This is a genomic window from Neptuniibacter sp. QD37_11, assembly GCF_047778105.1.
In the GTDB taxonomy this organism is placed as follows: Bacteria; Pseudomonadota; Gammaproteobacteria; order Pseudomonadales; family Balneatricaceae; genus Neptuniibacter.
This window is the reverse complement of sequence record NZ_CP180552.1, coordinates 3,109,309-3,133,315: the sequence shown is the minus strand read 5'-3', so window position 1 is coordinate 3,133,315 and position 24,007 is coordinate 3,109,309. Positions and strand designations below refer to the sequence as shown.

Sequence of the window (24,007 nt, the reverse complement as noted above, 5' to 3'; positions counted from 1 at the left end):
CCGTCTTGATTAAGACTTTTTAAAAATCTTGGTTAACAGGTGATTCGCTTGTTTCTGTAGCAGTGTTTGATGCTTAGGTGTGACTTTAAGCAGCAATACTTTGTCTTCATCTTCGCGCCTAATGTCGGCTTCTTGCAGCATCGCCTCTTTCAGTAAAGGGGCTTCAGTTAGCGCGGTATGGCTGATCAGATCATTGCTACTAGTCGTGCGCGTGAGGAAGTGAGCTTCCTCTTTTACCAGATCGTGTTTGTTATGATGGCCGCGAGCGAGGGACATCTGCAGACTCAGTACCGGCTGGAAACCACGAATACGAGAGTGATTAAAGCCTTTGTATAGCAGGTTGAATAGCTGGCCGGCGCACAGAGCGTTAATACCGTGGCTATCCTTTTCGTCCCTTAATTCAAAGCGCAGCAGAATGTCTTTATTAGGCAATTGCTCGCAGGCACCGTTATAGATGCGTGCGACCTGTTTCGCCAAGTGATGGTATACATTCAGCAGTGTTGCTTTCTCGTCAGGCTCCATATTATCGCTGCTGGCAGTATTGGCATCGATATAGAGCAGATAGATGGCATCTTGTGGCGTAAGAATTAGTTCGAGTTCATGTTCAAAGCTATAAAGGTCCAGCTGCTCTTCATGGCGCTCATTCATGCTCTTCAGCAGAGGGTTTTCGCGCATAGGAGTATGCGTTTCTTGCGTGCCTACCGGTTCTTCTTCTAGTACGAGAGTCTCGACGGTATTTGCGACGGTTTCAGAATCGTCAAGCTGCTGTGGTTGATGCTCAAATTTAGGCATCTGCTGCTGAGTACTTGGTGCCGGTTTGAGAAGATCGACCAATTCGTGGGTGTGTAGCAGATCAGAAGCCTTTTGGTTTGGTGCTTGTGGTTCGGAAATGGCTTCGGGCGAGGCTTTAGGCCCCGTTTCAGGCCGAGTTTCGGTAATGTCTTGAACTAGGTTTTCTGTCTCTAAAGATGGCCTAATAACGGGCGCTGTTTCACTAGATGTTTGCGTGCTTTCGGCTGAGCGCTGTACTTGGGTTTCATAGTCACTTGTTTCGGCTGTTGCGGAGCCGATAGTGACAGTGTCTTCGGTAATTTCTTGAGGTGTGCTTTCAGCAGGCGTCTGAGTAGCCAGCGTATCGGAGAACGAAGGCTCAAACTTTTCTTCTTCATCTGCGCTGCTCTCAGAGATGAATTTATCTGATCGGGTAAAGAACCAACTGGTTGTCAGCAGCAAAATCGCGGTGAAGATAGCGATGATCAATAAAGGCCAGAGCTGGCTGCGGAGTAATTGCTCGACAGGGCCGCTGTCCAACCAGATCGTTACTGTGCCGATGGTCTTTTCTTGTTGAATTAGCTGTTGTTGCAGAGTTTGCTGGCTGGACTTTCCTGCGCGGGCGAGGGTGAAGCCATTGGCATCTTGTACATGCAGGCCGCCAACATACTCAAGTTGGGTTAATTCGCTGAGTAAGTAGTTAAGGCTGACGCGATCATCCGAGAGAAGCAGTGGTCGGATCAGGAGTTCGCTCTGTTTAGCGATGTTCTGCCCGATGATTTGTGTCTCATGCACCGCCTGTCGGCTGGTAGCTAAGTGCATGTAGAGAATGCTGACGATAAAACCCACCAATAGCACTATGCCTAAGGATAGCGTCAGATTCCTTCTGAAATTAGGCTTTGATTTGGCGTTGTTAGTCACGGTCAGTGTTAGCTCAAAAACGGATGCAGGGGCAAATAATAACAGGTCATTCTACCGAGGGTGAATATGATTTGCATTAGAGGTATAACCCAAGTGCCCCTGACGCTATAATAAAGGGCTTATCGATAGGAAGGACAGCAATGAACGTACAAGAATATATGATTCAGCTAGGTGAAAATGCCCGTGCAGCGGCGCGCCTAGTCGCTAAAGCAGACACTAACCTAAAAAATCAGGCGTTGTTGGCAATGGCTGATGCTATCGATAGTAGCCGACCGGCACTGCGTGAAGCGAATGCAAAAGACTTAGACAATGGTCGTTCAAACGGTTTGGACGATGCCATGTTAGATCGCCTTGAGCTAACAGATGCTCGTATCGATACTATGATCGAGGGTCTACGTCAGGTTGCAGCTTTACCAGATCCAGTAGGCGCGATCACTGATCTTAAATACCTACCGAGTGGTATCCAGGTAGGTAAAATGCGTGTGCCGCTAGGCGTGATCGGTATTATTTATGAGTCTCGTCCAAACGTAACCGTTGAAGCAGCGAGTCTGTGTCTAAAATCCGGTAATGCGACGATTCTTCGTGGTGGCTCTGAAGCGATTCATTCCAACCAAGCGGTAGCCGAGTGCATCCGTAAGGGTTTGAGTGCAGCGGGCTTACCAGAAAATGCAGTACAAGTTGTTGAAACGACTGACCGTGAAGCGGTGGGTCAGATGATTACAATGCCAGAATACGTGGATGTGATTGTTCCACGTGGTGGTAAAGGCTTGATCGAGCGTATCAGCCGCGATGCGAAAGTGACGGTAATTAAGCACTTGGACGGCATCTGCCATGTTTATATTGATGAACAGGCGGATAAAGGCAAAGCAGTGAACGTTGCTTTAAATGCTAAAACACACCGTTACGGCACTTGTAACACTATGGAAACGCTATTGGTGCATGCCAATATTGCAGCTGAAGTACTGCCAGAGCTAGCGGAGCGCTATCAGGCTGTAGGTGTTGAACTGCGTGGTTGTGAGCGTACTAAGGCTCTGTTGCCATTCGTTAATGATGCGACAGAAGAAGATTGGGTAACCGAATACCTAGCACCAGTTTTGGCAATCAAGTTGGTGGACGATATGGATGAAGCGATTCGTCATATCAACCGTTACGGTTCACACCATACAGATTCGATCATTACTGAAAACTACACTAAGTCACGCGCTTTCTTGCGTGAAGTAGATTCTAGTTCGGTAATGGTTAATGCCTCAACCCGTTTTGCGGATGGCTTTGAGTACGGTCTAGGTGCTGAAATCGGCATCTCTACTGATAAGATCCACGCGCGCGGGCCGGTAGGTTTGGATGGATTGACCTCCGAGAAGTACGTTGTACTAGGTGATGGTCACATCCGTCAGTAATTTAGATTATGAAAGCGAACGCTTTTGCTTTTATGGGTGGGACCTTTGATCCCATCCATAATGGCCATCTGAGAACGGCTCTGGAATTACAGCATTGGTTAGGTGTGGATCAGCTATGTTTGATCCCCTCTAAAACCCCCGTGCACAGAGTGACTCCAGGTCGAACCTCTGAACAACGTTTAGAGATGGTGAAGTTGGCGGTAGCCGATGAGCCAAGTTTATGTGCTGATGATCGAGAAATCAGTTCTGAACAGCCTTCTTATTCACTCCTGACATTGCAGGGATTACGTTCTGAATTAGGTGATCAATGCCCAATCTTTATGATTATGGGTATGGATTCTTATATGACGTTACCCAGCTGGTATGAATGGGATAAGTTTACCGATTACTGCCATATCGTTGTAGTAAAACGGCCCGGTTACGATCTGCCTACAGAGGGTGAGATCAAAGAATTTACAGATGAGCATAAAGCTCAAAACTTGGAACAGACGATGGCGCTCCCGGCGGGCAAAGTGCTGTTTCATGAGCTGACTCCCTTAGGGATATCAGCAACGCAGATCCGCGAAACCATAGCGCAGGGCTTGTCGCCTCGTTATCTGTTTCCTGATGGGGTCTGGCAATATATTCAAGATAACCGTTTATACGGTTTAACTAACTGAAGTGAAATAATGCAAGCTGAAAAAGTTTTAGAACTAGTGCACACAGCACTAGAAGATATGAAGGCCAAAGAAGTTGTCGATCTAGATGTTCGAGGTCGCTCTAGCGTAACGGATTACATGGTTATCGCGAGCGGTACATCTAAGCGTCATGTTGGATCTATCGGCGAAGAAGTGGTTGTTAAGCTGAAAGATGCAGGTGTGATGCCGTTAGGTTCTGAAGGTCAGGGCGTAAGCGACTGGATTCTTGTGGATCTTGGCGATGTGGTTGTTCATGTAATGATGCCAGATGCGCGTGACTTCTATGATCTAGAACGCCTGTGGGGCGTTGACGCAGAAGCGTAGAACTTTTTATGAAAATCCGGATCATAGCTGTGGGTGGCAAGATGCCTTCGTGGGTAAACGAGGGTTATCAGGAATATACCAAGCGCCTACCTGCAGATTTTCAGATTGAGATGATCGAAATTCCGTTAGGGCATCGAGGTAAGGGCAGTGATGTTGCTCGTGCTAAGAAGCAGGAAGGAGATCAGATGTTGGCTGCGATACCTAAAGGCGACCGAATTATCGCTTTGGAAGTGTTAGGTAAAAACTGGTCAACAGAAAAACTGGCGTCACAAGTAGAAGACTGGCGTATGGATGGCCGTAATATCAGTCTACTCATTGGAGGCCCGGATGGTCTGGATAGCCGTTGCTCTACAATGGCAGATCAGAAATGGTCGTTGTCTGCACTGACGTTACCGCATCCGCTTGTGCGGGTGATGTTAGCAGAACAACTTTATCGTGCCTGGACGGTCATTCAGGGACATCCTTACCACAAGTAGAAGAACGCTAGGAATATGGCAGCAGAGCGCCTCAAGGATCACTCGAAAGAAAGCCGAACATTTAAGTTTCGTGCGGCTTTGGCGTTTTTTATCGTGGTCATTATGCTCGGGATTCTACTTGGGCGTATCTATTATCTTCAGGTTATTGAGCACGACCGTTATGTGGCGATGTCGGAAGACAACCGTGTTCAACTTCAGCCAGTACCGCCGACGCGAGGTTTAATCTACGACCGCAACGGGGTGTTGTTAGCGGATAACCGACCTAGTTACAGTGTCACGCTTCTTAAAGAAGAGGTGAAAGACATTGATAAAACCCTAGTCGATCTGCAAGCACTGATCCCCATTACCGATCGTGAAGTTGAGCGTTTCAAAAAACGTCTAAAACAGCGTCGCCGCCCCTTCCAATCGGTGCCTGTGCGCTTCCGTTTAACGGAAGAAGAGATCGCGAAAATATCGGTTAATTACCATCGCTTACCGGGTGTGCGAGTCGAAGCCGAGCTAATCCGTTACTACCCCTATGGTGAGTCTTTAGTTCACGCCATGGGTTATGTTGGTCGGATCAATGAGAAAGAGCTGAAACGAGTTGATCAGGATAACTACGCGGCAACCCACTATATCGGCAAGCTCGGTATAGAAAAATTCTATGAAGATCAGTTGCATGGTGAGGTGGGTTTCCAAAAAGTAGAAACCAATGCTCGTGGTCGAGTGATGCGTATTCTGGAGCGGACGGATCCTAAACCGGGTAAAGATCTAGTACTTCATCTGGATCTAAGGCTGCAACAGATCACTGAAAAACTATTGGAAGGTCGACGCGCGTCGGTTGTGGCGATGGACCCGAAAACCGGTGGTATCCTAACCTTAGTTTCTACCCCTGCTTACGATCCGAACCTGTTCGTGACGGGTATCTCATCGAAGGATTATTCGGCATTAAGGGAATCGAGAGATCTGCCGTTGTTTAACCGCGCCATCCGCGGTGGTTATCCTCCCGGCTCGACCATTAAGCAGATTGTTGCTTTAGCCGCGATCGATACAGGTGTAGTAAAACCATCCTATAGAGTCTTTGATCCAGGTTTTTACCAAATCACCCGTGGTGGGCGTCAATATAGGGATTGGAAAAGAACGGGCCATGGTTGGGTCGATATGTATGATTCTCTGGCACAATCTTGTGACGTTTGGTATTACGATGTTGCCCATAAAATGGGTGTAGATCCGATGTCCGATTACTTGGGTAAGTTTGGTTTTGGCCAAGTAACGAGTTTAGACCTTCCAGAGGCAATCGGAGCGATCTTGCCTTCGCGTGAGTGGAAGAAGCGTGCACGTAAAACACCTTGGTATACCGGTGACTCGCTTAATATGAGTATTGGTCAGGGTTTCTTCGTTGCAACGCCATTGCAGTTAGCCACCGCTACGGCGGTTGTTGCCAATCGTGGTACTTGGCACTCACCACGAATGTTGCAAGGCATTAAAGAAGCTAAAGAAGGTGAAGAGACAAGTTTATACATGCCAGATATAGCGGGGGTAAAACGTCCGTTACCTGATGTAGTGTTAAATAACGATAAGCATTGGGATGACATTATCAAAGGTATGCGTGAAGTTATGCATGGAAAGCGCGGTACAGCACGTAGCTCTGGTGCTAATTCAGCTTATGAAATTGCTGGTAAAACCGGTACAGCTCAGGTCGTCGGTATCAAACAGGATGAAGAGTACGATGCTGAAAAGCTGGCGGAAATTCACCGTGACCACGCCTTGTTTGTAGCATTTGCACCTATTGACGACCCGAAGATCGCGATCTCGGTGATTGTTGAAAACGGCGGCGGTGGTTCCAGTACAGCTGCACCAATAGCGCGTCAGGTCATGGATGCCTACCTTCTCGGTATAGATCCTTTTGCTGAAGAGAAAGAGCCGGAGGTTGCAGTACGATGATGGGGCGTGAGTTTGAGCGCTATATGCCAGAGGCGCATGATCATCTGCGTCAACGTCCAAGCTTGTGGAGTTACACTAACCTAGACGGTTGGCTGTTATTGCTTCTGCTTGCTCTGTGCGGTTTTGGTTTATTTATCCTTTACAGCGCTTCAGGCCAAGATATGGGTTATGTCACCCGTCAGGCCATCCGTATGGGTGTAGGTTTTTTTGTCATGATTGTCTTGGCACAGTTTACCCCGAGATTCCTTGGACGGTGGGCGCCCGCGCTTTACTTGATTGGGGTCGCTCTACTGGTGTGCGTAATTCTCTTTGGTGTCGGTGCTAAAGGGGCGCAGCGTTGGATCGCCTTACCTGGCTTCAGATTCCAGCCTTCGGAAATCATGAAGTTAGTTCTACCGCTGACTGTAGCTTTTTACTTGGCCCATAGGCCGCTTCCACCGCGTGTTAAGCATATATTTATCAGCCTTATGCTGGTGGGTATTCCAACCGTGCTGATTATGAAACAGCCGGATTTAGGTACTTCATTATTGATCGCCTCATCGGGTGTGTTTGTATTGCTTCTTTCAGGGATTCTGTGGCGCTATATCTTTGCTGCATTAGGTTTGGCAGCAGCTGCACTACCTGGGTTATGGATGGTGATGAAGGACTATCAGAAACAAAGGGTATTAACCTTCCTTGATCCAGAAAGTGACCCGCTGGGCTCTGGCTGGAACATTATTCAATCAAAAACAGCGATTGGATCGGGTGGTATTTCAGGTAAGGGTTGGTTAAGCGGGACTCAGTCACAGTTAGACTTCTTACCAGAGTCTCATACTGACTTTATCATCGCGGTTGTGGCTGAGGAGATGGGGTTAATCGGTGTTCTCATACTGTTAACCCTGTATCTGTTAATTATTGCGCGTGGCTTGGTGATAGCTGCTCGTGCGCCTGATAGTTTTGGTCGATTATTGGCCGGTAGTCTGATTTTAACTTTCTTTGTTTATGTTTTTGTAAATATAGGCATGGTAAGTGGTTTGCTGCCAGTGGTAGGTGTACCTTTGCCATTAGTGAGTTACGGTGGTACATCGATTGTGACCCTGATGGCAGGATTTGGCATTATTATGTCGGTGCATAGTTATCGCACCATGTTGTTAAAGTAGAAGTGTGTCGGCGTTATTTTTAATAGACCGATGTTTTGGGTGTTATTTATGTTGTACGTGTTTAAGGGAGCTTTTCAGGTATGAAGTCTAAATTTCTTGTATCAACGGCGGTCGCAGCGGGTGTTTTGCTGACAGGCTGTATAGCTGCGGAAAAACCAGCTGAGCCAACAGCGGTTAAATCTGAAACTGCAGCCAAAGAAGCAGCAGTGGTTAAGCAGGAAGCTAAAGCGGAAGTTAAAGCGGTTGAAAAGCCAAAAGCTACAACCACGAAACGTATGACTCAGGAAGAGGTGTTGGCGGCTGTACGCGGTGGCTCTTACGCGGATTATCCACGTGCACAGCAGTTTATCGAAGAGATGAAAGCCGAAGGCTTTAAAGAAGCTTACCTGCGTGATGTGTTAGGTAAAGCGGAACGTCAAACCTCTATTTTGAAAGCGATCTCCCGACCTGCAGAAGGCACCTTGAATTGGGGGCAGTACCGCAACATCTTCCTTAAAGAGAAGCGTATTAACCAAGGTGTTCAGTTTTGGCAGGAAAACCGTCAGGCGCTAATGGATGCGGAAAAAGCCTACGGTGTTCCGGCGGAAATTATTGTTTCGATTATCGGTGTTGAAACGCGCTACGGCCGTATCACTGGTAGTTATCGTGTATTAGATGCGCTAGCTACTTTGGGTTTTGATTACCCACGTCGCAGCGAATTCTTCCTTGGTCAGCTAAAAGAATACCTTTTGTTAGTACGTGAAGAGCAGGTGGAGATTACTTCGCTGAAAGGCTCTTATGCAGGTGCTATGGGTTATGGTCAGTTCATCCCGTCTAGCTATCGTAACTTTGCTATCGATTTTGATGAAGATGGTAAACGTGATATCTGGAAGAATAAACGTGATGCGATTGGCAGTGTAGCTAACTACTTTGCTGAGCATAAATGGAAGCCGGGTGAGCCTGTGATTAGCTCTGTGTCTTTCCAAAAGGAAAGAGATGAGAGCTGGTATAGCGTTGGCCGTAAAGGTTTAATCCCTAAACACACGCTAGGCGAATGGCAAGCGCGTGGTGTTCAGCCGCAACTGGATCTAGATCCAGAGGGTAAAGCGATCTTGATGCGCTTAGTTATGGGTGAAGATGAGCAGTATTGGTTAGGCCTGCATAACTTCTATGTTATTACCCGTTATAACCATAGTAAGCTATACGCGATGGCTGTATACCGCCTAAGTGAGCAGATTAAAACTGCTTACGAGAAAGCGGAAGCAGGCCAAGTGGCTAAAAAATAATAAATTTAAGAGTAGGCTATGCTGCAAAAAATTGGTCTAGTTCTATTGGCAATTGCTTTGGTCGGCTGTTCTTCAACGAGCAACACGACTAATAGTGGCCGTTATTCAATGCGTCACGATAAAGCACCTGATCGTCCAGTAGATGTATCTCATGTAAAAGATGCGGTGCCAAAAGTAGAACCAAAGAGTCGTGGGGGCAATAAAAGCCCTTATACGGTATTTGGTAAACAGTATTGGGTGATGAATAGTTCGTTGGGTTACAGCGAAACAGGTACAGCATCTTGGTACGGTAAGAAGTTCCATGGCCATAAAACCTCTAATGGTGAGATTTATGACATGTATAAGATGTCTGCTGCGCATAAGTCTTTGCCTATCCCGACTTATCTAAAAGTCACTAACTTGGCGAATAATCGGCAGGTGATTGTTAGGGTGAATGATCGTGGGCCTTTCCACGGCAACCGCATTATTGATCTGTCTTATGCTGCGGCATCGAAGTTAGATATTCTGAAACACGGTACTGGCCAAGTTCGATTAGAAGCTATCGACCCGCGTGCATGGCAGAAATCTGGAGCAGTTGTAGCGGCTACTCCAGAGCCTGTTGCTAATATTGCAGGCCGTTATCTGCAAGTGGGTGCTTACTCCAATAGGGATTCAGCCGAATATGTGGAAAGTCAGCTACGACCACTACTGCCGGAACTTGCGGTATTGATTCGTCCAACGACGACTAATAACCGTACCTTGTACCGTGTCCAGATTGGGCCGTTGAAGCAGGATACTTCGTTGTCTGATTTAACCCAAAAAGTTGAGCAGATGGGGCATAAGAACCCTAGGCTGGTGGACTTCCCTTAAACGCTTGAGTAGAGTTATCCACGGCGTTTAAGTGGACTTTTTAAAACCTAAGAAAATGATGATCTGGCGGGTCTTCATTTCTAAAAATAGATTCTGGAAAACAATGTTTAATAAGGCTTCCCAGTACATAACCGTACTATTTCTGACACTGTTTGCATTTCAAGCGCATGCAGTAGCACGTCTAATACCTGCTGAACCTCAGATTGCAGCAACTGCGTATCTTGTTGTTGATGCCGATACCGGGAAGGTTATTGCGTCTAAAAATGCCGAGAAGGCGTTTGCACCAGCAAGCCTGACAAAAATGATGACGGCCTACATTCTTGAGTATGAGCTAAGCAAAGGGAATGTTGGCGTTGATGACCTTGTGTTGATCAGTGAAAAAGCGTGGCGTACCCAAGGTTCACGTATGTTTATCCGTGAAGGCACTCAGGTCCGCCTAGGCGACTTGATGAAAGGTATTATTATCCAGTCTGGTAACGACGCATCTGTTGCTGTTGCTGAACATATTGCGGGTAGTGAGGCTGCTTTTGCTGATTTAATGAATCAACATGCTGATCTTCTAGGATTACAAAATACCAATTTCCTTAATGCTACTGGCTTGCCTGCTGAAGGTCACAAGTCTTCTGCTGCGGATCTTGCCACGCTAGCTCGAGCAATCATCAATGATTTCCCTGAGCTGTATAGCATCTACTCTGAAAAGTATTTCACCTATAACAAAATACGCCAGCCAAACCGTAACAAGCTACTTTGGCGTGATAAAACTGTAGATGGCATGAAAACAGGTTATACCGATGAGGCCGGTTATTGCTTGGTTGCATCGGCTAAACGTGACGGTATGCGCCTTATTTCGGTAGTGCTTGGCACGAGCGATGAGGAAGCACGTGCGCGTGAAACTCAGAAGCTACTTTCTTATGCTTTCCGTTACTACCGCACACACAAACTATATGAGAGTAATGTTGTACTGAATACAGCTAAAGTGTGGTCTGGTGTATCTGATCAGCTTCGTATGGGTATCGATGAGTCCCTTACTGTAACAATCCCTCGCGGTCAGGCAGATAAATTACAAGCGACAATGGATGTGGACAAAGTGATCACGGCGCCGATCGAGAAAGGTCAGGAGTTGGGTAAAGTCCGCGTTACTTTAGATGGTGAATTGGTAACGGAAGTACCATTAGTAGCGATGGAAGCCGTGCCAGAAGCAGGCTTATTAAAGCGTATCTGGCATGCCATCCTATTGTTCTTCTCTAGCTTAATTGGCTAAACGCATTTAGCGTAGCCCTTTAAAATTGCACGGATGCCCACATCTATATACGTAGATGTGGGCATTTGCGTTTAGGTGATATGAATACAGTCTATCTGAATGGCGAGTTCATCCCTGAAGAGGAAGCGAAAATATCGGTTTTTGACCGTGGCTTTCTGTTTGGGGACAGTGTTTATGAGGTGATTCCGTACTATCAGGGGATAGGGTTTCGTCTACAGGAGCATGTGGATCGTTTAGAGCATAGTTTGCGCGCAGTACGGATCAAAAGTGACTGCGATTGGGTTGCCATCATGAATCAGCTAGTTGAGCTGAATGGGGGCGGCAATCTATCGGTATATCTTCAGGTCACACGGGGAAGTGCTGGTAAACGTAGCCATGCTTACGATGATAGTTTAGAACCGACCATTTTTGCCTGTTGCTCGCCGATCAAAGATATCTGGCAAGCGGGCTGTGATGATGTGGTGCCTTTAAAAGCGATTGTTACAGAAGATCTACGCTGGCATCGCTGCGATATTAAATCGACCTGTTTGCTGCCAAATATACTTGTGTTACAGCAGGCCAAAGATGAAGGGGTGGATGAGGCGCTGTTTTCTCGCGATGATAGATTAACAGAGGGCTCAGCCTGTAACCTATTTTTGGTGAAGCGCGGAGTTCTTTATACCCCTAAGCGCAGCTCAGAGATTTTAGGTGGCATCACCCGAGAGCTTATTCTCGAATTGTCAGACCAGTATGCGATCCAATATCAGGAGATTGATATTGATTATGATAAGTTATTGGCTGCGGATGAAGTTTGGGTGTCCAGTTCCACCCGAGGTATAGTGCCTATAATTGAGGTTGATGGCCATCAGATCGGTGATGGCCAGAAAGGTCCGGTTTGGCGGAAAATTTTTGAAAAGTTTTCTGAGTATCAACGCCAGTTGATGACCGGTAAGCCAACAGAGAATTAGAAAGAGTTTATGACAGACAAGCAGCAAGAACCGCCAAAGATCGAATTTCCATGTCCTGACTATCCAATTAAAGTCGTTGGGGTAAATAGTGAAGATTTCCGCGGTCACGTTATCGAAATTGTGCAGATTCATGTTCCGGATCTGGATATCTCTCAGGTAACTTTGCAGGATAGCCGTAAAGGCACATTCCAATCCGTGCGGTTTAAAATTACAGCGCAGAGTGTCGAGCAGCTTAAAGCTCTGCATGAAGCGTTAATCGCGTCTGATCGCGTAAAAATGGTGATCTGATGAACCCTGATCAGCTAATTGTCAGGGATTTAGGCTTACAGCCTTACGAACCAACATGGCAGCGGATGCAGAATTTTACTAATGAGCGCGATGACTCAGTAGTGGATGAAATTTGGTCGCTGCAACATGAGCCTGTGTTTACGCAGGGGCAAGCAGGTAAAGAGGAGCACTTGCTGGGTACGGGGGATATCCCGGTTGTTCAGGTGGATCGTGGCGGTCAAGTCACCTATCACGGCCCTGGGCAAGCAATTGTTTATCTACTGCTAAATTTGAAACGTAAAAAATTAGGTGTGCGTGAGCTGGTTTCAATTATGGAAGAATCTGTGGTTGAAACAGTCCAGTCCTATGGCATAGACGCTTACGCTAAGCCGGATGCGCCCGGCGTCTATGTGGATAACAGTAAAATTGCATCCTTAGGTCTTAGGGTTCGCCGAGGTTGCTCTTTCCATGGTTTGGCACTTAACCTTGCTATGGATTTAGAACCCTTTTTAAGAATAAACCCATGTGGCTATGCCGGTATGGCGATGACACAACTTGACGCGTTAACTTCTGACCTTGATCAGGTTGAGGCAACGCAGCGTCTTCTGGATATCCTTATTACCAAGCTAGGGTATAAAGAAGTCACTCGACAAACTACTCTGGATTAAGCCTAGATGTCATTAGATAACAATAACGAAGTAAAGAAGAAGCGGGTAGAGCAGGGCGTTAAATTGCGTGGCGCCGACAAAGTTGATCGAATTCCAATTAAGGTAATTCCAACTGAGAAAGAAGATATGCCGCGTAAGCCAGATTGGCTACGTGTGCGGATGGGATCCAGTGCAAAAGTGGACAGTATTAAACAGAAGCTGCGTAAGCATAAGCTCGCGTCTGTTTGTGAAGAAGCAAGCTGCCCTAACTTAGGCGAATGCTTTAGTCATGGTACAGCGACCTTTATGATTATGGGTGATATCTGTACCCGTCGTTGTCCATTCTGTGACGTAGCTCACGGCCGTCCAAATGCTCTAGATGAGAATGAGCCTAGAGAGATGGCAGAAGCGATCGCGGATATGGAATTGCGCTATGTCGTAGTCACTTCAGTAGACCGTGATGATCTCCGTGACGGCGGTGCTCAGCACTTTGCTAACTGTGTTAGCGAAACGCGTAAGCGTATTCCATCTATCGAGATGGAGATCCTTGTACCTGATTTCCGTGGCCGTATGGATATCGCGATCGATATTCTTACAGAAACACCGCCTGATGTGTTTAACCACAATATGGAAACTGTTCCACGCTTATATAAAGCGGTACGTCCTGGTTCTGACTACGAATGGTCTCTACGCTTGTTGAAAAAGTACAAAGCTAAGAACCCAGAAGTACGTACCAAGTCTGGTTTGATGGTAGGCATTGGTGAAACCAATGAAGAGATCATCGAGGTAATGAAAGACCTACGTGCTCATGATGTGGATATGTTAACAATCGGTCAATATCTACAACCAAGCCGTTCACACCTTAAGGTAGAGCGCTTTGTGACGCCTGAGGAGTTTGATGAGTTTAGCCGCATTGCAAAAGAGCTTGGCTTCAAACATGCAGCTTGCGGACCTCTTGTTCGCTCTTCTTATCATGCCGATCTACAAGCGAAGGGTGAAAAGGTAGGTTAATGTCCCTCCTTTAACGTTAAGTTATCCACAAAGGCCGTTTTTAGAACGGCCTTTTTTATTGCTAGTGGCCTAAGGTCATCCCAGCGAAGGCAGGAATCTAGATTAGGTTTTGGTAGTTATAGCTGATATTGGTTCTTAGGTCCGCTGTTCTTATAGCTATTTGTTCTTATCCTTATAACTTAAAAATCTATATATTAGATTTATCTAATATTTATTCTGCCTAAGGCAGTAAAGATTAAAACTAAGGTTAATTATGAGTACTAAAACCATCTCTGTGACTGCCACTATGAATGCGGGTTGGGCAATCCACGCAGATATCCGTGACCACAAAGTAACGATCGATCAACCGCAGGCGAGCGGTGGCACCAATGAAGGCCCTACACCACTTGAGAACTTCCTATTCTCTTTAGCGGGTTGTATCGGCTCAATCGCACGAATTGCTGCGAATCAGGAAAAGATTGAGCTGCGTAGCATGCAGATCCAAGTCGATGGTGATCTGAATCCAATGGGGCTTATGGGCAAAGAAACTGAAGATCGTGTAGGCTTTCAGACGATTAGCGTTCAAGCAAAGATTGATGCTGATCTGAGTGAAACCGAGAAACAAGCGTTCTTAGATAGAGTTTGTGTACGTTGTCCGCTGCACGACAATATCAAGTTGGAAACTGAGGTTCTACATCAATATATCGGGTAGGTTTTTTGGAACGATAACAGTAATTGGCTAAGGGTGATTTTTCATCATTACATAATGTGTGTTGACTATAAAAGAGGGTTAAGACATTTTACTTGGCCCTTTTGAACTCTATTTTTGTAAAAAAGCTTTATCTAGTTCTTTATATAGATCTAAGGATTTATCTGATTCCGTTTTGATATTGTTGTAGAGACTGCTAGCTATAACTCTAATGGCATGTTTTTCATGAGAATTAAGTTCTGGGTAATTATGCTTTTTAAAGTTATCGATAATTCTCTGTCTTCGTGCTTCATATTTGTCAGGTTCCCCGCGATTATCGCAAACCTTAGCGAGATGCTGCTCCCAGTTGCAGTAAGATTTATCTTCTAAGCGTTCCCGTTTATTACATTGTTTGCAGCACGGAATTATATTTCCTGGATGGTGAAGTCCAAATTCAGCGCGATTGAACATTAATACATGTTCAATTTGGAGTTTGTCATTTTTCTCTCCGCAATATCCGCAGCAATTCCTAAAGTCTTCATCTCTAATTGAAAGCCATAGAGCCTTCCCCTTACCGCTACCGGTATTAAAGGAGTGGCCAAGATAATGCTCACCAACTTTTGTAAGAAAGGCTCTAACAGCCGTGTTAGCTGAATCGGATGCAGTGTTATATACGGCCATGAATTTTTAATCTCACAGGAGCATTATTTGGTGATGTGATATGTATTTCGCCTTAGCTTAATTTGAACTGTTTTTCTAACAATCTCAACACCAAAGAATTGTATGCAGTAGAGAGAACACGTTAAGCGATATGAGCTTCTATATGATTTAACTCTTACTATCTGACTCGTTATACTTCCCTTATGATCAAATTCCTAACGCCTCTTATCTTATTCGTGCTATCTGGCTGTGCTCAAAATGTGCAGCCAATAAGCAAACCTACCCAGCTTGATCAAATCACTGTAACTAACCTATCCAATCAAACTTTAACCAGTGTTCGGATCGAAGTTTTATCCACAAGGAGCAAAATTGTTTGTCAGCAGGTAGCTCTAAATGGTTTTTGCGCGTTTCGATTTAAAGCGCGACCTTTACGCGGAGAGACTGCGCTGATCGATTGGCAGATTGGTGATCAGCAGTGGTATGAGTCTATCAGTGCTGAGGATGTGAAAATTTCGCAGGGTTGGCACCAAGTAAAGTTAAACCTGACGCTAACTGCTGATGGTCAGGCTAAAATAATAGCTGTTGAGTCAAATTAAACGCCTTTATCGGGGATGTAATGTTACATAAAACGATGTTTTCCACCCCTGTGGTTCAGCCTTGTTTGCGCTGGTTCTCTCGAACTGTTCTGAAACTGTTGGGCTGGAAGGTTGTGGGTAATATCCCCAAAGAGTTAAAGCAGTGTGTTGTGATTGGTGCTCCCCATACTACAAACTGGGATATGCCGTTTAGCTTGATGGTCGCTTTCTCACTCGATGTTCCTCTCTATTGGGTGGGAAAAGACAGTATCTTTAAATTTCCTTTTGGCGGTTTGATGCGATGGATGGGAGGAATTCCGGTTGATCGAAGCAAGTCGAACAATATGGTTGAAGCAACGGTGCAACAATTTGATCAACATGCCGAACTGCGGATTATGATGTCCCCCGAAGGCACGCGCTCTAAAGTGGATAAATGGAAATCCGGTTTCTACTATATTGCTCATGGGGCAGGTGTGCCGATTGCCTTGGGCTTTATCGATTACAAGCAGAAGAAGGCAGGGGTGCTAGGTAGCTTCGAAACCAGCGGCGATTATGAGGCTGATTTGGCAAAGATTTTTGAACAATATGGGGATTATCTACATCCCACTCAGTAATAAGTTAAAGGGGGCGCTTACTTAGCTGTCATATGTGAATGCTGAAGTTTAACTACATATTGAGCTACAGCATCTGCTTGTTTTTCTGAAAGCTGATCAAAAACCGGCATGCTGTGTTTTTCTTTGTTATAGCCGTATTTGATCATCAAAATAATCTTATACGCTTCCATCGGTTCCTTTCCGGCAAACTTTTCCATATATGCGCCGGGGCCATGCTTGGTATGGCACTCTTTGCAGTAGTAACCATATAGATCCTCTCCAGATTTCATTCGCTCTGGCGGAATCTCTCTGTCGCAACCACTTAGTAGAAGCGCTGTTGTGCATAATAGACTTAAGGCGAGTGAACGCATGGTTATCTATCTCATTGATATCTAACCGCATCATAGCTGATGAAGAGTGGTGAAACTAGCTGTTCTTGAGTGCTTAATTAGGAAGTGCGAGTGCTTGCCCAGAAAGGGTTAGCGAGATTGAAGTCAGCAATAGCCAAGCGTCGCCAACAGCCATGCCCTTAACGATCTTATCTACCTCGGCACATTGCTGCAGAGCTTGGTTGATCTGAGCACTACTAATGCGTTGTGAGGCTTTGCGGGCTAAGGGTTTACGTTTACCCCAGATGCGTTCCCGTTGGCATACCGCATCGAATGATTGGCCGTTGTTTTGTGCTTGTTGGATCGCTGCTAGGGAGCGAAGCTCTTTGGATAAGGCCCAAAGCACTACTGGAGGCTCAGTACCATCTTGTCGTAAAACTTGCAGAATCTTGCAGCAACGAGAGGCTTGGCCTTGTAGGGCTGCGTCTGAAAGGCCGTAGATATCATAGCGGGAGCTATCAGATACGGCGTTGATGACATCGTCGGCGGTAACAACTTGGTTTGGGAACAACAGACTGAGTTTGCTTAGTTCCTGTTTAGCTGCCAATAGGTTGCCTTCAATGCGATCACAAAGCAGCTGAATCGCCTCATCATCTAGTTTTAGCTCGATCTGTGCTGCGCGCTGACGAATCCAGTTGGGTAGTTGCTCAGCTTCTACGGGCCATACTTCAACTATTACCCCCGTGCTATCGATCGCTTTAAACCAAGCGCTCTTTTTAGCGGTGCCATCGAGTTTATCGGCAATAATAAACAGGATGTTATCCGGTGCAGGATTATTGAGGTATTCGCGCAGGATCTCGCTGGATTTCTTATTGAGCTTGCTGCTACCCAGGCGTAGCTCGATAATCTTCTTTTCAGCAAACAGGGAAAGCGCATTGGCACATTCCAGTAGGTATTCCCAGCTGAAACTGCCATCAACATGGAGGACTTCGCGTTCGCTAAAGCCCTGTTGTTGCAGGTGGTGACGAAGAAGATCGCTACTCTCTTCCGAGAGTAGGGGCTCATCACCGGTAATCAAATAAACCGGTGATAACCCTTTTTTTAGATGACCGCTAAGTTGCTCTGGGCGCAGTTTCATACAGGCTTATTGAACGCTGTTGGTAGCCAGATAGCGGCGAAGAATTGATTGTGCAACGGAATTATAAAGCTCGCGGCGCAATAGCTCTTCTTGTTCTGAGCTCGCAGCAGCGGCGTTTTTATCGTAGGTATAAATACGCTCGCGCTGGATCTTAATATCAGAGGTTATAGGTGTGCCCTGTTGGTCTGCTACTAGCATCACAACTTCTACTGATAGCTCATACTCATCCACATCGGCACTGCTACTGATGGTTGCAGCACGACGTTTGTAGCGATGATTGCTTAGTTGGATTTGATAAGGGGCGCCAGAGACTTCTTTGATACCGTTGAACTTCATGTTCTGGCGTAAGTGCTTGAGCAGCTCACCACTGGCATTGCCTTTTACAATCGTTACTTGCTGCTTGTCTGCAGATACTTCTTGAGCGCCACGCAGCTGAAAACCGCATGCGCTCATGAAGCCACACAAAGTGAGCAACAGAATGATTTTTCCAGTCAATGATTGCCATTGTTTGATCATGATCTGCTCCTTAGTCCGCACTAATTAACCAACTACAATGTTCACTAGACGGCCAGGTACAACAATCTTCTTACGGATTGTCTTATCTGCCATGTGTTTTTGAACATTTTCGTCAGCTAGTGCTGTGTGAAGAACTACATCTTCGTCTGCATCTGCAGCAACGTTGATCTTCGCACGAACTTTACCATTAACCTGTACAACCAGTTGAATGGTGTCTTGAACTAATGCGCTTTCGTCAACCTGTGGCCAAGCCGCAGTTAGAGCGTCGCCTTCGTTACCTAGCTCGATCCAAAGCTGGTGGCTGATATGCGGAACAATTGGGCCTAGTAGCAGTATTGCTGCTTCTAGTGCTTCTTGCATTACCGCGCGACCTTGTTCACTGATATCTACAAACTTAGCGATAGTGTTAGACAGTTCCATCACAGCAGCGATAGCTGTATTGAATGTCTGGCGGCGCTCCATATCGTCAGATACTTTCTGAATCGTTGAGTGAACTTTCAGGCGCAGCTCTTTCTGAACATCAGTTAGGCTATCTTTATCGATCGCAACAGTAGAACCGCCAACTTTTAGATGATCGTGAACTTGTTTCCATAGACGCTTAAGGAAGCGGTGAGCACCTTCAACACCTGTATCAGACCACTCTAGAGACTGCTCTGGTGGTGCTGCGAACATCATAAATAGACGCACCGTATCAGCGCCGTATTTATCGATCATTACTTGTGGATCGATACCGTTGTTCTTGGATTTAGACATCTTAGACATACCGTCATGCTGAAGCGCCTGACCGGTAGTGCGATGAGCTGCGCTAACTACGCGGCCTTTCTCATCGGTTTTGATATCAACGTCGGATGGTGAAACCCAAACTTGGCCACCGTTCTCATCTTCATAGAAGAAGCTGTCAGCCAATACCATGCCTTGGCAAAGTAGGCGCTTGAATGGCTCGTCGCTATCAACCAAACCTTCATCACGCATCAACTTGTGGAAGAAACGAGAGTAAAGTAGATGCAGAATCGCGTGCTCGATACCGCCGATATATTGATCTACTGGTAGCCAGTAGTTCGCTTTCTCTGGCTCAAGCATGGCATTTTCGCTGCTACGAGAAGCATAACGCGCGTAGTACCAAGAGGATTCCATGAACGTATCGAATGTGTCTGTTTCACGTTCAGCAGCACCACCGCATTTCGGGCAGGTTGTGTTGATGAAGCTTTCCATCTTTTTGATTGGAGAGCCGCTACCATCAAACTCCACTTCTGTAGGTAGAACAACTGGAAGCTGATCTTCTGGCACAGGTACTGCACCACAGCTCTTACAGTTGATGACAGGGATTGGAGCACCCCAATAACGCTGACGAGATACACCCCAGTCACGTAGACGGAAGTTAACCGTAACTTTACCTTTGCCTTTCGCTTCTAGGTCAGATGCGATCGCTTTAAATGCAACGTCGAATTCAAGATCGTCGTAAGCGCCAGAGTTAATCAAAGCGCCTTTTTCTGTGTACGCTTCAACGCTTAGATCAACGTCTGTATCGTCTAATGGGCGGATAACTTGTTTGATATCCAAACCGTACTTAGTTGCGAATTCCCAGTCACGCTGATCGTGGCCTGGAACAGACATAACTGCGCCAGAGCCGTAATCCATCAATACGAAGTTTGCAGTCCAGACAGGTACTTCTTCACCGGTAAGTGGGTGAATGGCAGTGATGCCAAGCGCCATACCTTTCTTTTCCATCGTTGCCATATCAGCTTCGGCAACTTTAACGTTTTTGCACTCTTCAACAAATGCTGCAAGCTCTGGATTGTTTTCAGCAGCTTTAAGTGCAAGTGGGTGTTGAGCCGCAACGGCAACATAAGTAACACCCATTAGTGTGTCTGGACGTGTTGTGAAGACTTCTAGCTCACCATAACCGTCAACGTCGAACATTAGTTCAACACCTTCAGAGCGGCCGATCCAGTTCTTCTGCATAGTGCGAACCTGCTCTGGCCATTGATCTAGTTTGTCTAGATCTTCCAGCAGCTGATCTGCGTAATCTGTGATTTTAAGGAACCACTGAGGGATCTTCTTACGCTCAACTAGCGCACCTGAGCGCCAGCCGCGACCATCAATAACCTGCTCGTTGGCAAGGACTGTTTGGTCAACAGGATCCCAGTTTACTTCAGCTTCTTTCTTGTAAACTAAGCCTTTGTCCATCAACTTAGTGAAGAACCATTGCTCCCAACGATAGTACTCTGGGTGGCAAGTTGCTAGTTCACGATTCCAGTCGTAACCAAAGCCCATCTGCTGTAGCTGGTTACGCATGTAATCAATGTTTTCATAGGTCCATTTTGCTGGCGCAACGTTGTTTTTCATCGCTGCGTTTTCTGCAGGTAGACCGAAAGCGTCCCAACCCATTGGTTGAAGTACGTTTTTGCCCTGCATACGCTGGTAACGGGAAACTACATCACCAATGGTGTAGTTACGAACATGGCCCATGTGGAGACGTCCACTTGGGTAAGGGAACATAGACAGGCAGTAGAATTTTTCTTTCTGCAGATCTTCTTCGCATTTGAAGCTGTCGTTATCTTGCCAGTGTTTCTGGATGGCTTGTTCAATCTTCTGAGGACGATATTGTTCGTTCATGTTCGTGAATCGTTATGCCTATGATGAAAAACCGGCATCCAATTGACGCCGGTTAATAAAAGTTTGCTAATTGGGGCATAGCATACAATATATACAAGAGGGCAAACAGCATTTCTGCTAAAAACGAGGTGGTTTTATGGGCGCGGATAGCGATAAGAAAACGAAACTGGCTTCAACAGACTATGACAGAGTGCTCCTGCGACTAACTAAGGATCTGAAAACGTCAGAAGCTAGATCTTGGGATCTGTTGCAGGAAAAAATTCATGATGCTGTGGAGTTAGAGCTGGCAGCAGAGGATATGACTCGGGATGAGCTGGATCTGCTGAAAGCTTATTTGGCTCGAGACCTTAAAACCTTGGGCTATTATGCTCATGAAACCGGTGCTGGGATTGCTGCTTGGCTCAAATTTGATCTGAATGCGTTAGAGCATACTTTTGCCGAACAGCTTAAGTTGATTGCAGATCAAACCCGCATTGGGCAAGAGTTGTTACGAGAGCGTTTAGATCACGATGAGGATCAGTACATTGCTGGAGAGTTGGCTACAGTAGGGACGTTGCAGTGTTTAAGTTGTTCAACTCAGTTTATTTTAAAGAAAACAGAAAAACTTGAGCCTTGTCAGGCCTGTGGAAAAACGTTCTTTAAGCGAGTTTCTCAACCTTGGCCATAATCGATAGTTCTAACTGAAATCGGGATAGGGATTGTCTTGCAGGGCTAGCTGATGACGCCCTAGCCCGAACAGAATAAACAGTCCTGCTAAGACGAGGATCGGTAGTGATCCAAACTCCTGAAAAGGCGTCATGCCTTGCATGCTAAAAACTTGTGTTCGTAAAACGCCTGCTTGGAACTGTGGGAGTTGTTCTACGATCTGCCCTTGTGGATCGATAATGCCGGTTAGGCCATTATTGGTTCCTCGGATCAGCCAGCGACCATTTTCTACTGCTCTGACACGGGCAATCTGCATATGTTGAGCTGGTGCGATGGATGCACCAAACCAAGTATCGTTAGACACGGTAAGCAATATATCAGCGTTTAACGAGTTCTTTCTAACCAGTTCTGGATAGGCAATTTCGTAGCAGATTGCGGCACTGATCTTTTGGTTCGCAACCGATAGTAAAGGCTGCTCCCCTTGCGGAAGTGAGAAACTCGACATCGGCAAATTAAAGAAATCGAGCAGGCCTCTAACCTGCGTTTCCATCGGCACGTATTCACCAAAGGGCACTAGGCGTTGTTTGTGGTAGATGCCGCTGCCCGTGGTTAGAATCGCCAAGCTGTTATGAACTCGATAGCCTTTAGGGTGGCTGTTGTCTCTTGTCGTGCTAGGAAGGCCGCTGATTAATGTCGCTCCATTACTATCAAGATCGCTCAGTAATTCAGCTAACGGCGTAGCTGCATGTTGGAACAGTGCAGGAATGGCTGTTTCAGGCCAGAGCATGAGCTCAGCGTCGATATGAGGTTGAGATAGCTTGATATATTTGGCGAAGATCTCAGGACGATATTCAGGATTCCATTTAATTTGCTGCGGGATATTAGGTTGAACGATTGCGACTTTTAGGGCGTTGTCCGTCGCAATTGTCCATGGATGCATAGATAGCATACTGGCTATCAACGGTAGTGGCAGCAGTAACAATGGGCGTAGATTTCGACTGCGAATAAATTCGGCCGCAGCAATCGCTGTTGCAAGCATGGCAAAGCTTGCTAGCCATACACCGCCTATAGGTAAAAGATTCTGGAATGGCGTATCTAAAGCTGCGTTACCTAAATATAGCCAAGGGAAACCGGTGAATAGCCAGCTACGAAGCCACTCAAACAGTACCCAGCAGCCAATAAAACTCAGTGCTTGGAAACGGGCAGAGAACAGCTTTTTCCAAACGAATTGTTGTAGCGCAAAGAGAAGGGCTAAGCCAGCTACAAATAGTGCTGTTAAGGTAACGGCGATAGGTAGTGGGGTATGACTGTGCTCATGAATGCTGACAAACACCCAAGAGGCGCCGGTTCCAAAGAAACCTAGACCAAAAATATAACCAAGCCAACTGCTTTGCTTTACCGAACGGTTTCGGCTGCATAGATACAGAATAGCTGGAGGCAGTAGGGCTAAATAGGGTGTATTAAATGGTGCTAAGGAGGGGGCAATCAATGCCCCTGCAAGCAAAACGAGTAGCAGTTGCAGAGGCATAATAGTTATCCGTTACGGCTTACCTGTAATAAGCGGATACGACGAGTGTCAGCAGATAAAATCTTAAACTGGAAGTTTTCGATATCTACGCTTTCATCTTTTTTCGGCATGCGACCAAATTTTTGTGTAACGATACCGCCAATAGTATCGAACTCTTCTTCAGAGAAATCCGTATCGAAATATTCGTTAAAATCATCAACCGGAGTCAAGGCTTTAACAATAAAGGCGTTTTTATCGAATGGCTTGATGTTGCCATCATCCTCTTCGCTGTCATGCTCATCTTCAATTTCACCCACGATCTGTTCCAGAACATCTTCGATGGTGATTAGACCAGACACACCGCCGTACTCATCCATCACGATTGCCATGTGATTGCGAGTAACACGGAACTCTTTTAGGAGAATATTTAGGCGTTTAGATTCAGGGATGAAGGTCGCACTGCGCAGCTTGCTTTTAAGATCAAACTGGTCGAGGTTGCCTTCTAGGATTAGAGGTAGAAGGTCTTTTGCGAGCAGGACGCCAAGGATTTCATCTGGCGTTTCTCCGATAACTGGGAAGCGAGAGTGCGCGCTAGAGATAATAACCGGCAGGAACTCTTTAGGTGTTTGATCCGCTTCCACAACTACCATTTGTGAGCGTGGAATCATTACATCACGAACCTGCATATCAGATACTTGCATTGCACCTTCCATAATGGTCAGTGCTTCGTTATCTAGCAGATTGTCGTCGGTCGCTTGACGCAAATCGGTTAACAGATCCTCACGGCTGCGAGGTTCATCATTAAACGCTTGGGAAAGCTTTTCTAACCAGCCTTTCGGCTGTCCCGATCGATCTTCGCTCATGGTGTGTCGAGTGTCCTAATATT

General features: G+C 46.1%; 25 protein-coding genes. 17 read left to right on the top strand and 8 right to left on the bottom strand.

The genetic code is table 11. The annotated features are described in order from the left end of the window. Positions 1-9: 9 nt before the first annotated feature. Positions 10-1,692: a hypothetical protein gene (locus ACMXYT_RS14680; protein ID WP_415911616.1), complete on the bottom strand. Its 1,683-nt coding sequence runs from the start codon at positions 1,690-1,692 to the stop codon at positions 10-12. A gap of 140 nt (positions 1,693-1,832) precedes the next feature. On the opposite strand from ACMXYT_RS14680, the gene ACMXYT_RS14675 reads away from it, so the two are divergent. The 14 genes from ACMXYT_RS14675 to ACMXYT_RS14610 all read left to right on the top strand — a co-directional run bounded on the left by ACMXYT_RS14675 (position 1,833) and on the right by ACMXYT_RS14610 (position 14,566). Next, positions 1,833-3,089 (top strand): glutamate-5-semialdehyde dehydrogenase, encoded by a 1,257-nt coding sequence (locus tag ACMXYT_RS14675; protein WP_415904523.1) that lies wholly within the window; start codon positions 1,833-1,835, stop codon positions 3,087-3,089. Positions 3,090-3,097: 8 nt separating this feature from the next. Next, positions 3,098-3,748 (top strand): nicotinate-nucleotide adenylyltransferase, encoded by a 651-nt coding sequence (gene nadD, locus ACMXYT_RS14670; protein ID WP_415904522.1) that lies wholly within the window; start codon positions 3,098-3,100, stop codon positions 3,746-3,748. 9 nt (positions 3,749-3,757) lie between these two features. Then, positions 3,758-4,090, top strand: coding sequence for a ribosome silencing factor (gene rsfS, locus ACMXYT_RS14665; RefSeq protein WP_415904521.1), 333 nt, complete (start codon positions 3,758-3,760; stop codon positions 4,088-4,090). 8 nt (positions 4,091-4,098) lie between these two features. Continuing rightward, positions 4,099-4,566: a 23S rRNA (pseudouridine(1915)-N(3))-methyltransferase RlmH gene (rlmH, locus tag ACMXYT_RS14660; protein WP_415904520.1), complete on the top strand. Its 468-nt coding sequence runs from the start codon at positions 4,099-4,101 to the stop codon at positions 4,564-4,566. 15 nt (positions 4,567-4,581) lie between these two features. Continuing rightward, on the top strand, positions 4,582-6,489 hold the full coding sequence (gene mrdA / locus ACMXYT_RS14655; protein WP_415899272.1) for a penicillin-binding protein 2: 1,908 nt from the start codon (positions 4,582-4,584) through the stop codon (positions 6,487-6,489). Next, complete coding sequence (rodA, locus tag ACMXYT_RS14650; protein WP_415898263.1) at positions 6,489-7,628, top strand: rod shape-determining protein RodA; 1,140 nt, start codon at positions 6,489-6,491, stop codon at positions 7,626-7,628. Before mrdA ends, rodA begins: the two co-directional genes overlap by 1 nt. Before the next feature lie 80 nt (positions 7,629-7,708). Continuing rightward, positions 7,709-8,893 carry a lytic murein transglycosylase B gene (gene mltB, locus ACMXYT_RS14645; RefSeq protein ID WP_415899271.1) on the top strand — a complete coding sequence of 395 codons (1,185 nt, stop codon included), beginning with the start codon at positions 7,709-7,711 and terminating at the stop codon, positions 8,891-8,893. A gap of 18 nt (positions 8,894-8,911) precedes the next feature. Continuing rightward, complete coding sequence (locus tag ACMXYT_RS14640) at positions 8,912-9,742, top strand: septal ring lytic transglycosylase RlpA family protein (protein WP_415899270.1); 831 nt, start codon at positions 8,912-8,914, stop codon at positions 9,740-9,742. Positions 9,743-9,845: 103 nt separating this feature from the next. Next, entirely contained in the window at positions 9,846-11,003 is a 1,158-nt protein-coding gene (locus ACMXYT_RS14635) for a D-alanyl-D-alanine carboxypeptidase family protein (RefSeq protein WP_415899269.1), read from the top strand. Positions 11,004-11,083: 80 nt separating this feature from the next. Beyond that, on the top strand, positions 11,084-11,950 hold the full coding sequence (locus ACMXYT_RS14630) for an aminotransferase class IV (protein WP_415899268.1): 867 nt from the start codon (positions 11,084-11,086) through the stop codon (positions 11,948-11,950). Between the two features lie 9 nt (positions 11,951-11,959). After that, complete coding sequence (locus ACMXYT_RS14625) at positions 11,960-12,238, top strand: YbeD family protein (protein WP_415882505.1); 279 nt, start codon at positions 11,960-11,962, stop codon at positions 12,236-12,238. Then, positions 12,238-12,885 carry a lipoyl(octanoyl) transferase LipB gene (gene lipB / locus ACMXYT_RS14620; RefSeq protein WP_415899267.1) on the top strand — a complete coding sequence of 216 codons (648 nt, stop codon included), beginning with the start codon at positions 12,238-12,240 and terminating at the stop codon, positions 12,883-12,885. Before ACMXYT_RS14625 ends, lipB begins: the two co-directional genes overlap by 1 nt. Before the next feature lie 6 nt (positions 12,886-12,891). Further along, positions 12,892-13,875: a lipoyl synthase gene (gene lipA, locus ACMXYT_RS14615; RefSeq protein WP_415899266.1), complete on the top strand. Its 984-nt coding sequence runs from the start codon at positions 12,892-12,894 to the stop codon at positions 13,873-13,875. A 253-nt stretch (positions 13,876-14,128) separates the two neighbouring features. Further along, a complete protein-coding gene (locus ACMXYT_RS14610) occupies positions 14,129-14,566 on the top strand; it encodes an OsmC family protein (RefSeq protein WP_415899265.1) in 438 nt (145 codons plus the stop codon). Positions 14,567-14,674: 108 nt separating this feature from the next. Here the strand turns inward: ACMXYT_RS14610 and ACMXYT_RS14605 are convergent, their stop codons facing one another. After that, positions 14,675-15,223 (bottom strand): HNH endonuclease, encoded by a 549-nt coding sequence (locus ACMXYT_RS14605; protein WP_415899264.1) that lies wholly within the window; start codon positions 15,221-15,223, stop codon positions 14,675-14,677. Positions 15,224-15,405: 182 nt separating this feature from the next. On the opposite strand from ACMXYT_RS14605, the gene ACMXYT_RS14600 reads away from it, so the two are divergent. After that, positions 15,406-15,798: a hypothetical protein gene (locus ACMXYT_RS14600; protein WP_415899263.1), complete on the top strand. Its 393-nt coding sequence runs from the start codon at positions 15,406-15,408 to the stop codon at positions 15,796-15,798. A 20-nt stretch (positions 15,799-15,818) separates the two neighbouring features. Continuing rightward, complete coding sequence (locus ACMXYT_RS14595; protein ID WP_415882499.1) at positions 15,819-16,391, top strand: lysophospholipid acyltransferase family protein; 573 nt, start codon at positions 15,819-15,821, stop codon at positions 16,389-16,391. Between the two features lie 17 nt (positions 16,392-16,408). On the opposite strand, the gene ACMXYT_RS14590 is transcribed toward ACMXYT_RS14595, so the two are convergent. From ACMXYT_RS14590 to leuS, 4 genes are all read right to left on the bottom strand, one after another. Continuing rightward, on the bottom strand, positions 16,409-16,741 hold the full coding sequence (locus ACMXYT_RS14590; protein ID WP_415899262.1) for a c-type cytochrome: 333 nt from the start codon (positions 16,739-16,741) through the stop codon (positions 16,409-16,411). Between the two features lie 73 nt (positions 16,742-16,814). After that, positions 16,815-17,837 (bottom strand): DNA polymerase III subunit delta, encoded by a 1,023-nt coding sequence (gene holA, locus ACMXYT_RS14585; RefSeq protein WP_415899261.1) that lies wholly within the window; start codon positions 17,835-17,837, stop codon positions 16,815-16,817. Between the two features lie 6 nt (positions 17,838-17,843). After that, positions 17,844-18,353, bottom strand: a complete 510-nt coding sequence (lptE, locus tag ACMXYT_RS14580; RefSeq protein ID WP_415911615.1) for an LPS assembly lipoprotein LptE — start codon at positions 18,351-18,353, stop codon at positions 17,844-17,846. A gap of 24 nt (positions 18,354-18,377) precedes the next feature. Continuing rightward, positions 18,378-20,969, bottom strand: coding sequence for a leucine--tRNA ligase (leuS, locus tag ACMXYT_RS14575; protein ID WP_415899259.1), 2,592 nt, complete (start codon positions 20,967-20,969; stop codon positions 18,378-18,380). A 136-nt stretch (positions 20,970-21,105) separates the two neighbouring features. Between leuS and ACMXYT_RS14570 the strand changes: the two genes are divergently transcribed. After that, a complete protein-coding gene (locus ACMXYT_RS14570) occupies positions 21,106-21,636 on the top strand; it encodes a zinc ribbon-containing protein (RefSeq protein WP_415899258.1) in 531 nt (176 codons plus the stop codon). 9 nt (positions 21,637-21,645) lie between these two features. Here ACMXYT_RS14570 and lnt read toward each other — a convergent pair whose 3' ends face one another. After that, positions 21,646-23,142 (bottom strand): apolipoprotein N-acyltransferase, encoded by a 1,497-nt coding sequence (gene lnt, locus ACMXYT_RS14565; RefSeq protein WP_415911614.1) that lies wholly within the window; start codon positions 23,140-23,142, stop codon positions 21,646-21,648. A gap of 5 nt (positions 23,143-23,147) precedes the next feature. Next, positions 23,148-23,984 carry an HlyC/CorC family transporter gene (locus ACMXYT_RS14560; RefSeq protein WP_415899256.1) on the bottom strand — a complete coding sequence of 279 codons (837 nt, stop codon included), beginning with the start codon at positions 23,982-23,984 and terminating at the stop codon, positions 23,148-23,150. Positions 23,985-24,007 lie beyond the last annotated feature (23 nt).

What these genes read in the sequence shown, in the direction of transcription:
- ACMXYT_RS14675 (WP_415904523.1), top strand. Translation starts at nt 1,833, where the DNA reads ATGAACGTACAAGAATATATGATTCAGCTAGGTGAAAATGCCCGTGCA.
- nadD (WP_415904522.1), top strand. Translation starts at nt 3,098, where the DNA reads ATGAAAGCGAACGCTTTTGCTTTTATGGGTGGGACCTTTGATCCCATC.
- rsfS (WP_415904521.1), top strand. Translation starts at nt 3,758, where the DNA reads ATGCAAGCTGAAAAAGTTTTAGAACTAGTGCACACAGCACTAGAAGAT.
- rlmH (WP_415904520.1), top strand. Translation starts at nt 4,099, where the DNA reads ATGAAAATCCGGATCATAGCTGTGGGTGGCAAGATGCCTTCGTGGGTA.
- mrdA (WP_415899272.1), top strand. Translation starts at nt 4,582, where the DNA reads ATGGCAGCAGAGCGCCTCAAGGATCACTCGAAAGAAAGCCGAACATTT.
- rodA (WP_415898263.1), top strand. Translation starts at nt 6,489, where the DNA reads ATGGGGCGTGAGTTTGAGCGCTATATGCCAGAGGCGCATGATCATCTG.
- mltB (WP_415899271.1), top strand. Translation starts at nt 7,709, where the DNA reads ATGAAGTCTAAATTTCTTGTATCAACGGCGGTCGCAGCGGGTGTTTTG.
- ACMXYT_RS14640 (WP_415899270.1), top strand. Translation starts at nt 8,912, where the DNA reads ATGCTGCAAAAAATTGGTCTAGTTCTATTGGCAATTGCTTTGGTCGGC.
- ACMXYT_RS14635 (WP_415899269.1), top strand. Translation starts at nt 9,846, where the DNA reads ATGTTTAATAAGGCTTCCCAGTACATAACCGTACTATTTCTGACACTG.
- ACMXYT_RS14630 (WP_415899268.1), top strand. Translation starts at nt 11,084, where the DNA reads ATGAATACAGTCTATCTGAATGGCGAGTTCATCCCTGAAGAGGAAGCG.
- ACMXYT_RS14625 (WP_415882505.1), top strand. Translation starts at nt 11,960, where the DNA reads ATGACAGACAAGCAGCAAGAACCGCCAAAGATCGAATTTCCATGTCCT.
- lipB (WP_415899267.1), top strand. Translation starts at nt 12,238, where the DNA reads ATGAACCCTGATCAGCTAATTGTCAGGGATTTAGGCTTACAGCCTTAC.
- lipA (WP_415899266.1), top strand. Translation starts at nt 12,892, where the DNA reads ATGTCATTAGATAACAATAACGAAGTAAAGAAGAAGCGGGTAGAGCAG.
- ACMXYT_RS14610 (WP_415899265.1), top strand. Translation starts at nt 14,129, where the DNA reads ATGAGTACTAAAACCATCTCTGTGACTGCCACTATGAATGCGGGTTGG.
- ACMXYT_RS14605 (WP_415899264.1), bottom strand. Translation starts at nt 15,223, where the DNA reads ATGGCCGTATATAACACTGCATCCGATTCAGCTAACACGGCTGTTAGA.
- ACMXYT_RS14600 (WP_415899263.1), top strand. Translation starts at nt 15,406, where the DNA reads ATGATCAAATTCCTAACGCCTCTTATCTTATTCGTGCTATCTGGCTGT.
- ACMXYT_RS14595 (WP_415882499.1), top strand. Translation starts at nt 15,819, where the DNA reads ATGTTACATAAAACGATGTTTTCCACCCCTGTGGTTCAGCCTTGTTTG.
- ACMXYT_RS14590 (WP_415899262.1), bottom strand. Translation starts at nt 16,741, where the DNA reads ATGCGTTCACTCGCCTTAAGTCTATTATGCACAACAGCGCTTCTACTA.
- holA (WP_415899261.1), bottom strand. Translation starts at nt 17,837, where the DNA reads ATGAAACTGCGCCCAGAGCAACTTAGCGGTCATCTAAAAAAAGGGTTA.
- lptE (WP_415911615.1), bottom strand. Translation starts at nt 18,353, where the DNA reads ATGATCAAACAATGGCAATCATTGACTGGAAAAATCATTCTGTTGCTC.
- leuS (WP_415899259.1), bottom strand. Translation starts at nt 20,969, where the DNA reads ATGAACGAACAATATCGTCCTCAGAAGATTGAACAAGCCATCCAGAAA.
- ACMXYT_RS14570 (WP_415899258.1), top strand. Translation starts at nt 21,106, where the DNA reads ATGGGCGCGGATAGCGATAAGAAAACGAAACTGGCTTCAACAGACTAT.
- lnt (WP_415911614.1), bottom strand. Translation starts at nt 23,142, where the DNA reads ATGCCTCTGCAACTGCTACTCGTTTTGCTTGCAGGGGCATTGATTGCC.
- ACMXYT_RS14560 (WP_415899256.1), bottom strand. Translation starts at nt 23,984, where the DNA reads ATGAGCGAAGATCGATCGGGACAGCCGAAAGGCTGGTTAGAAAAGCTT.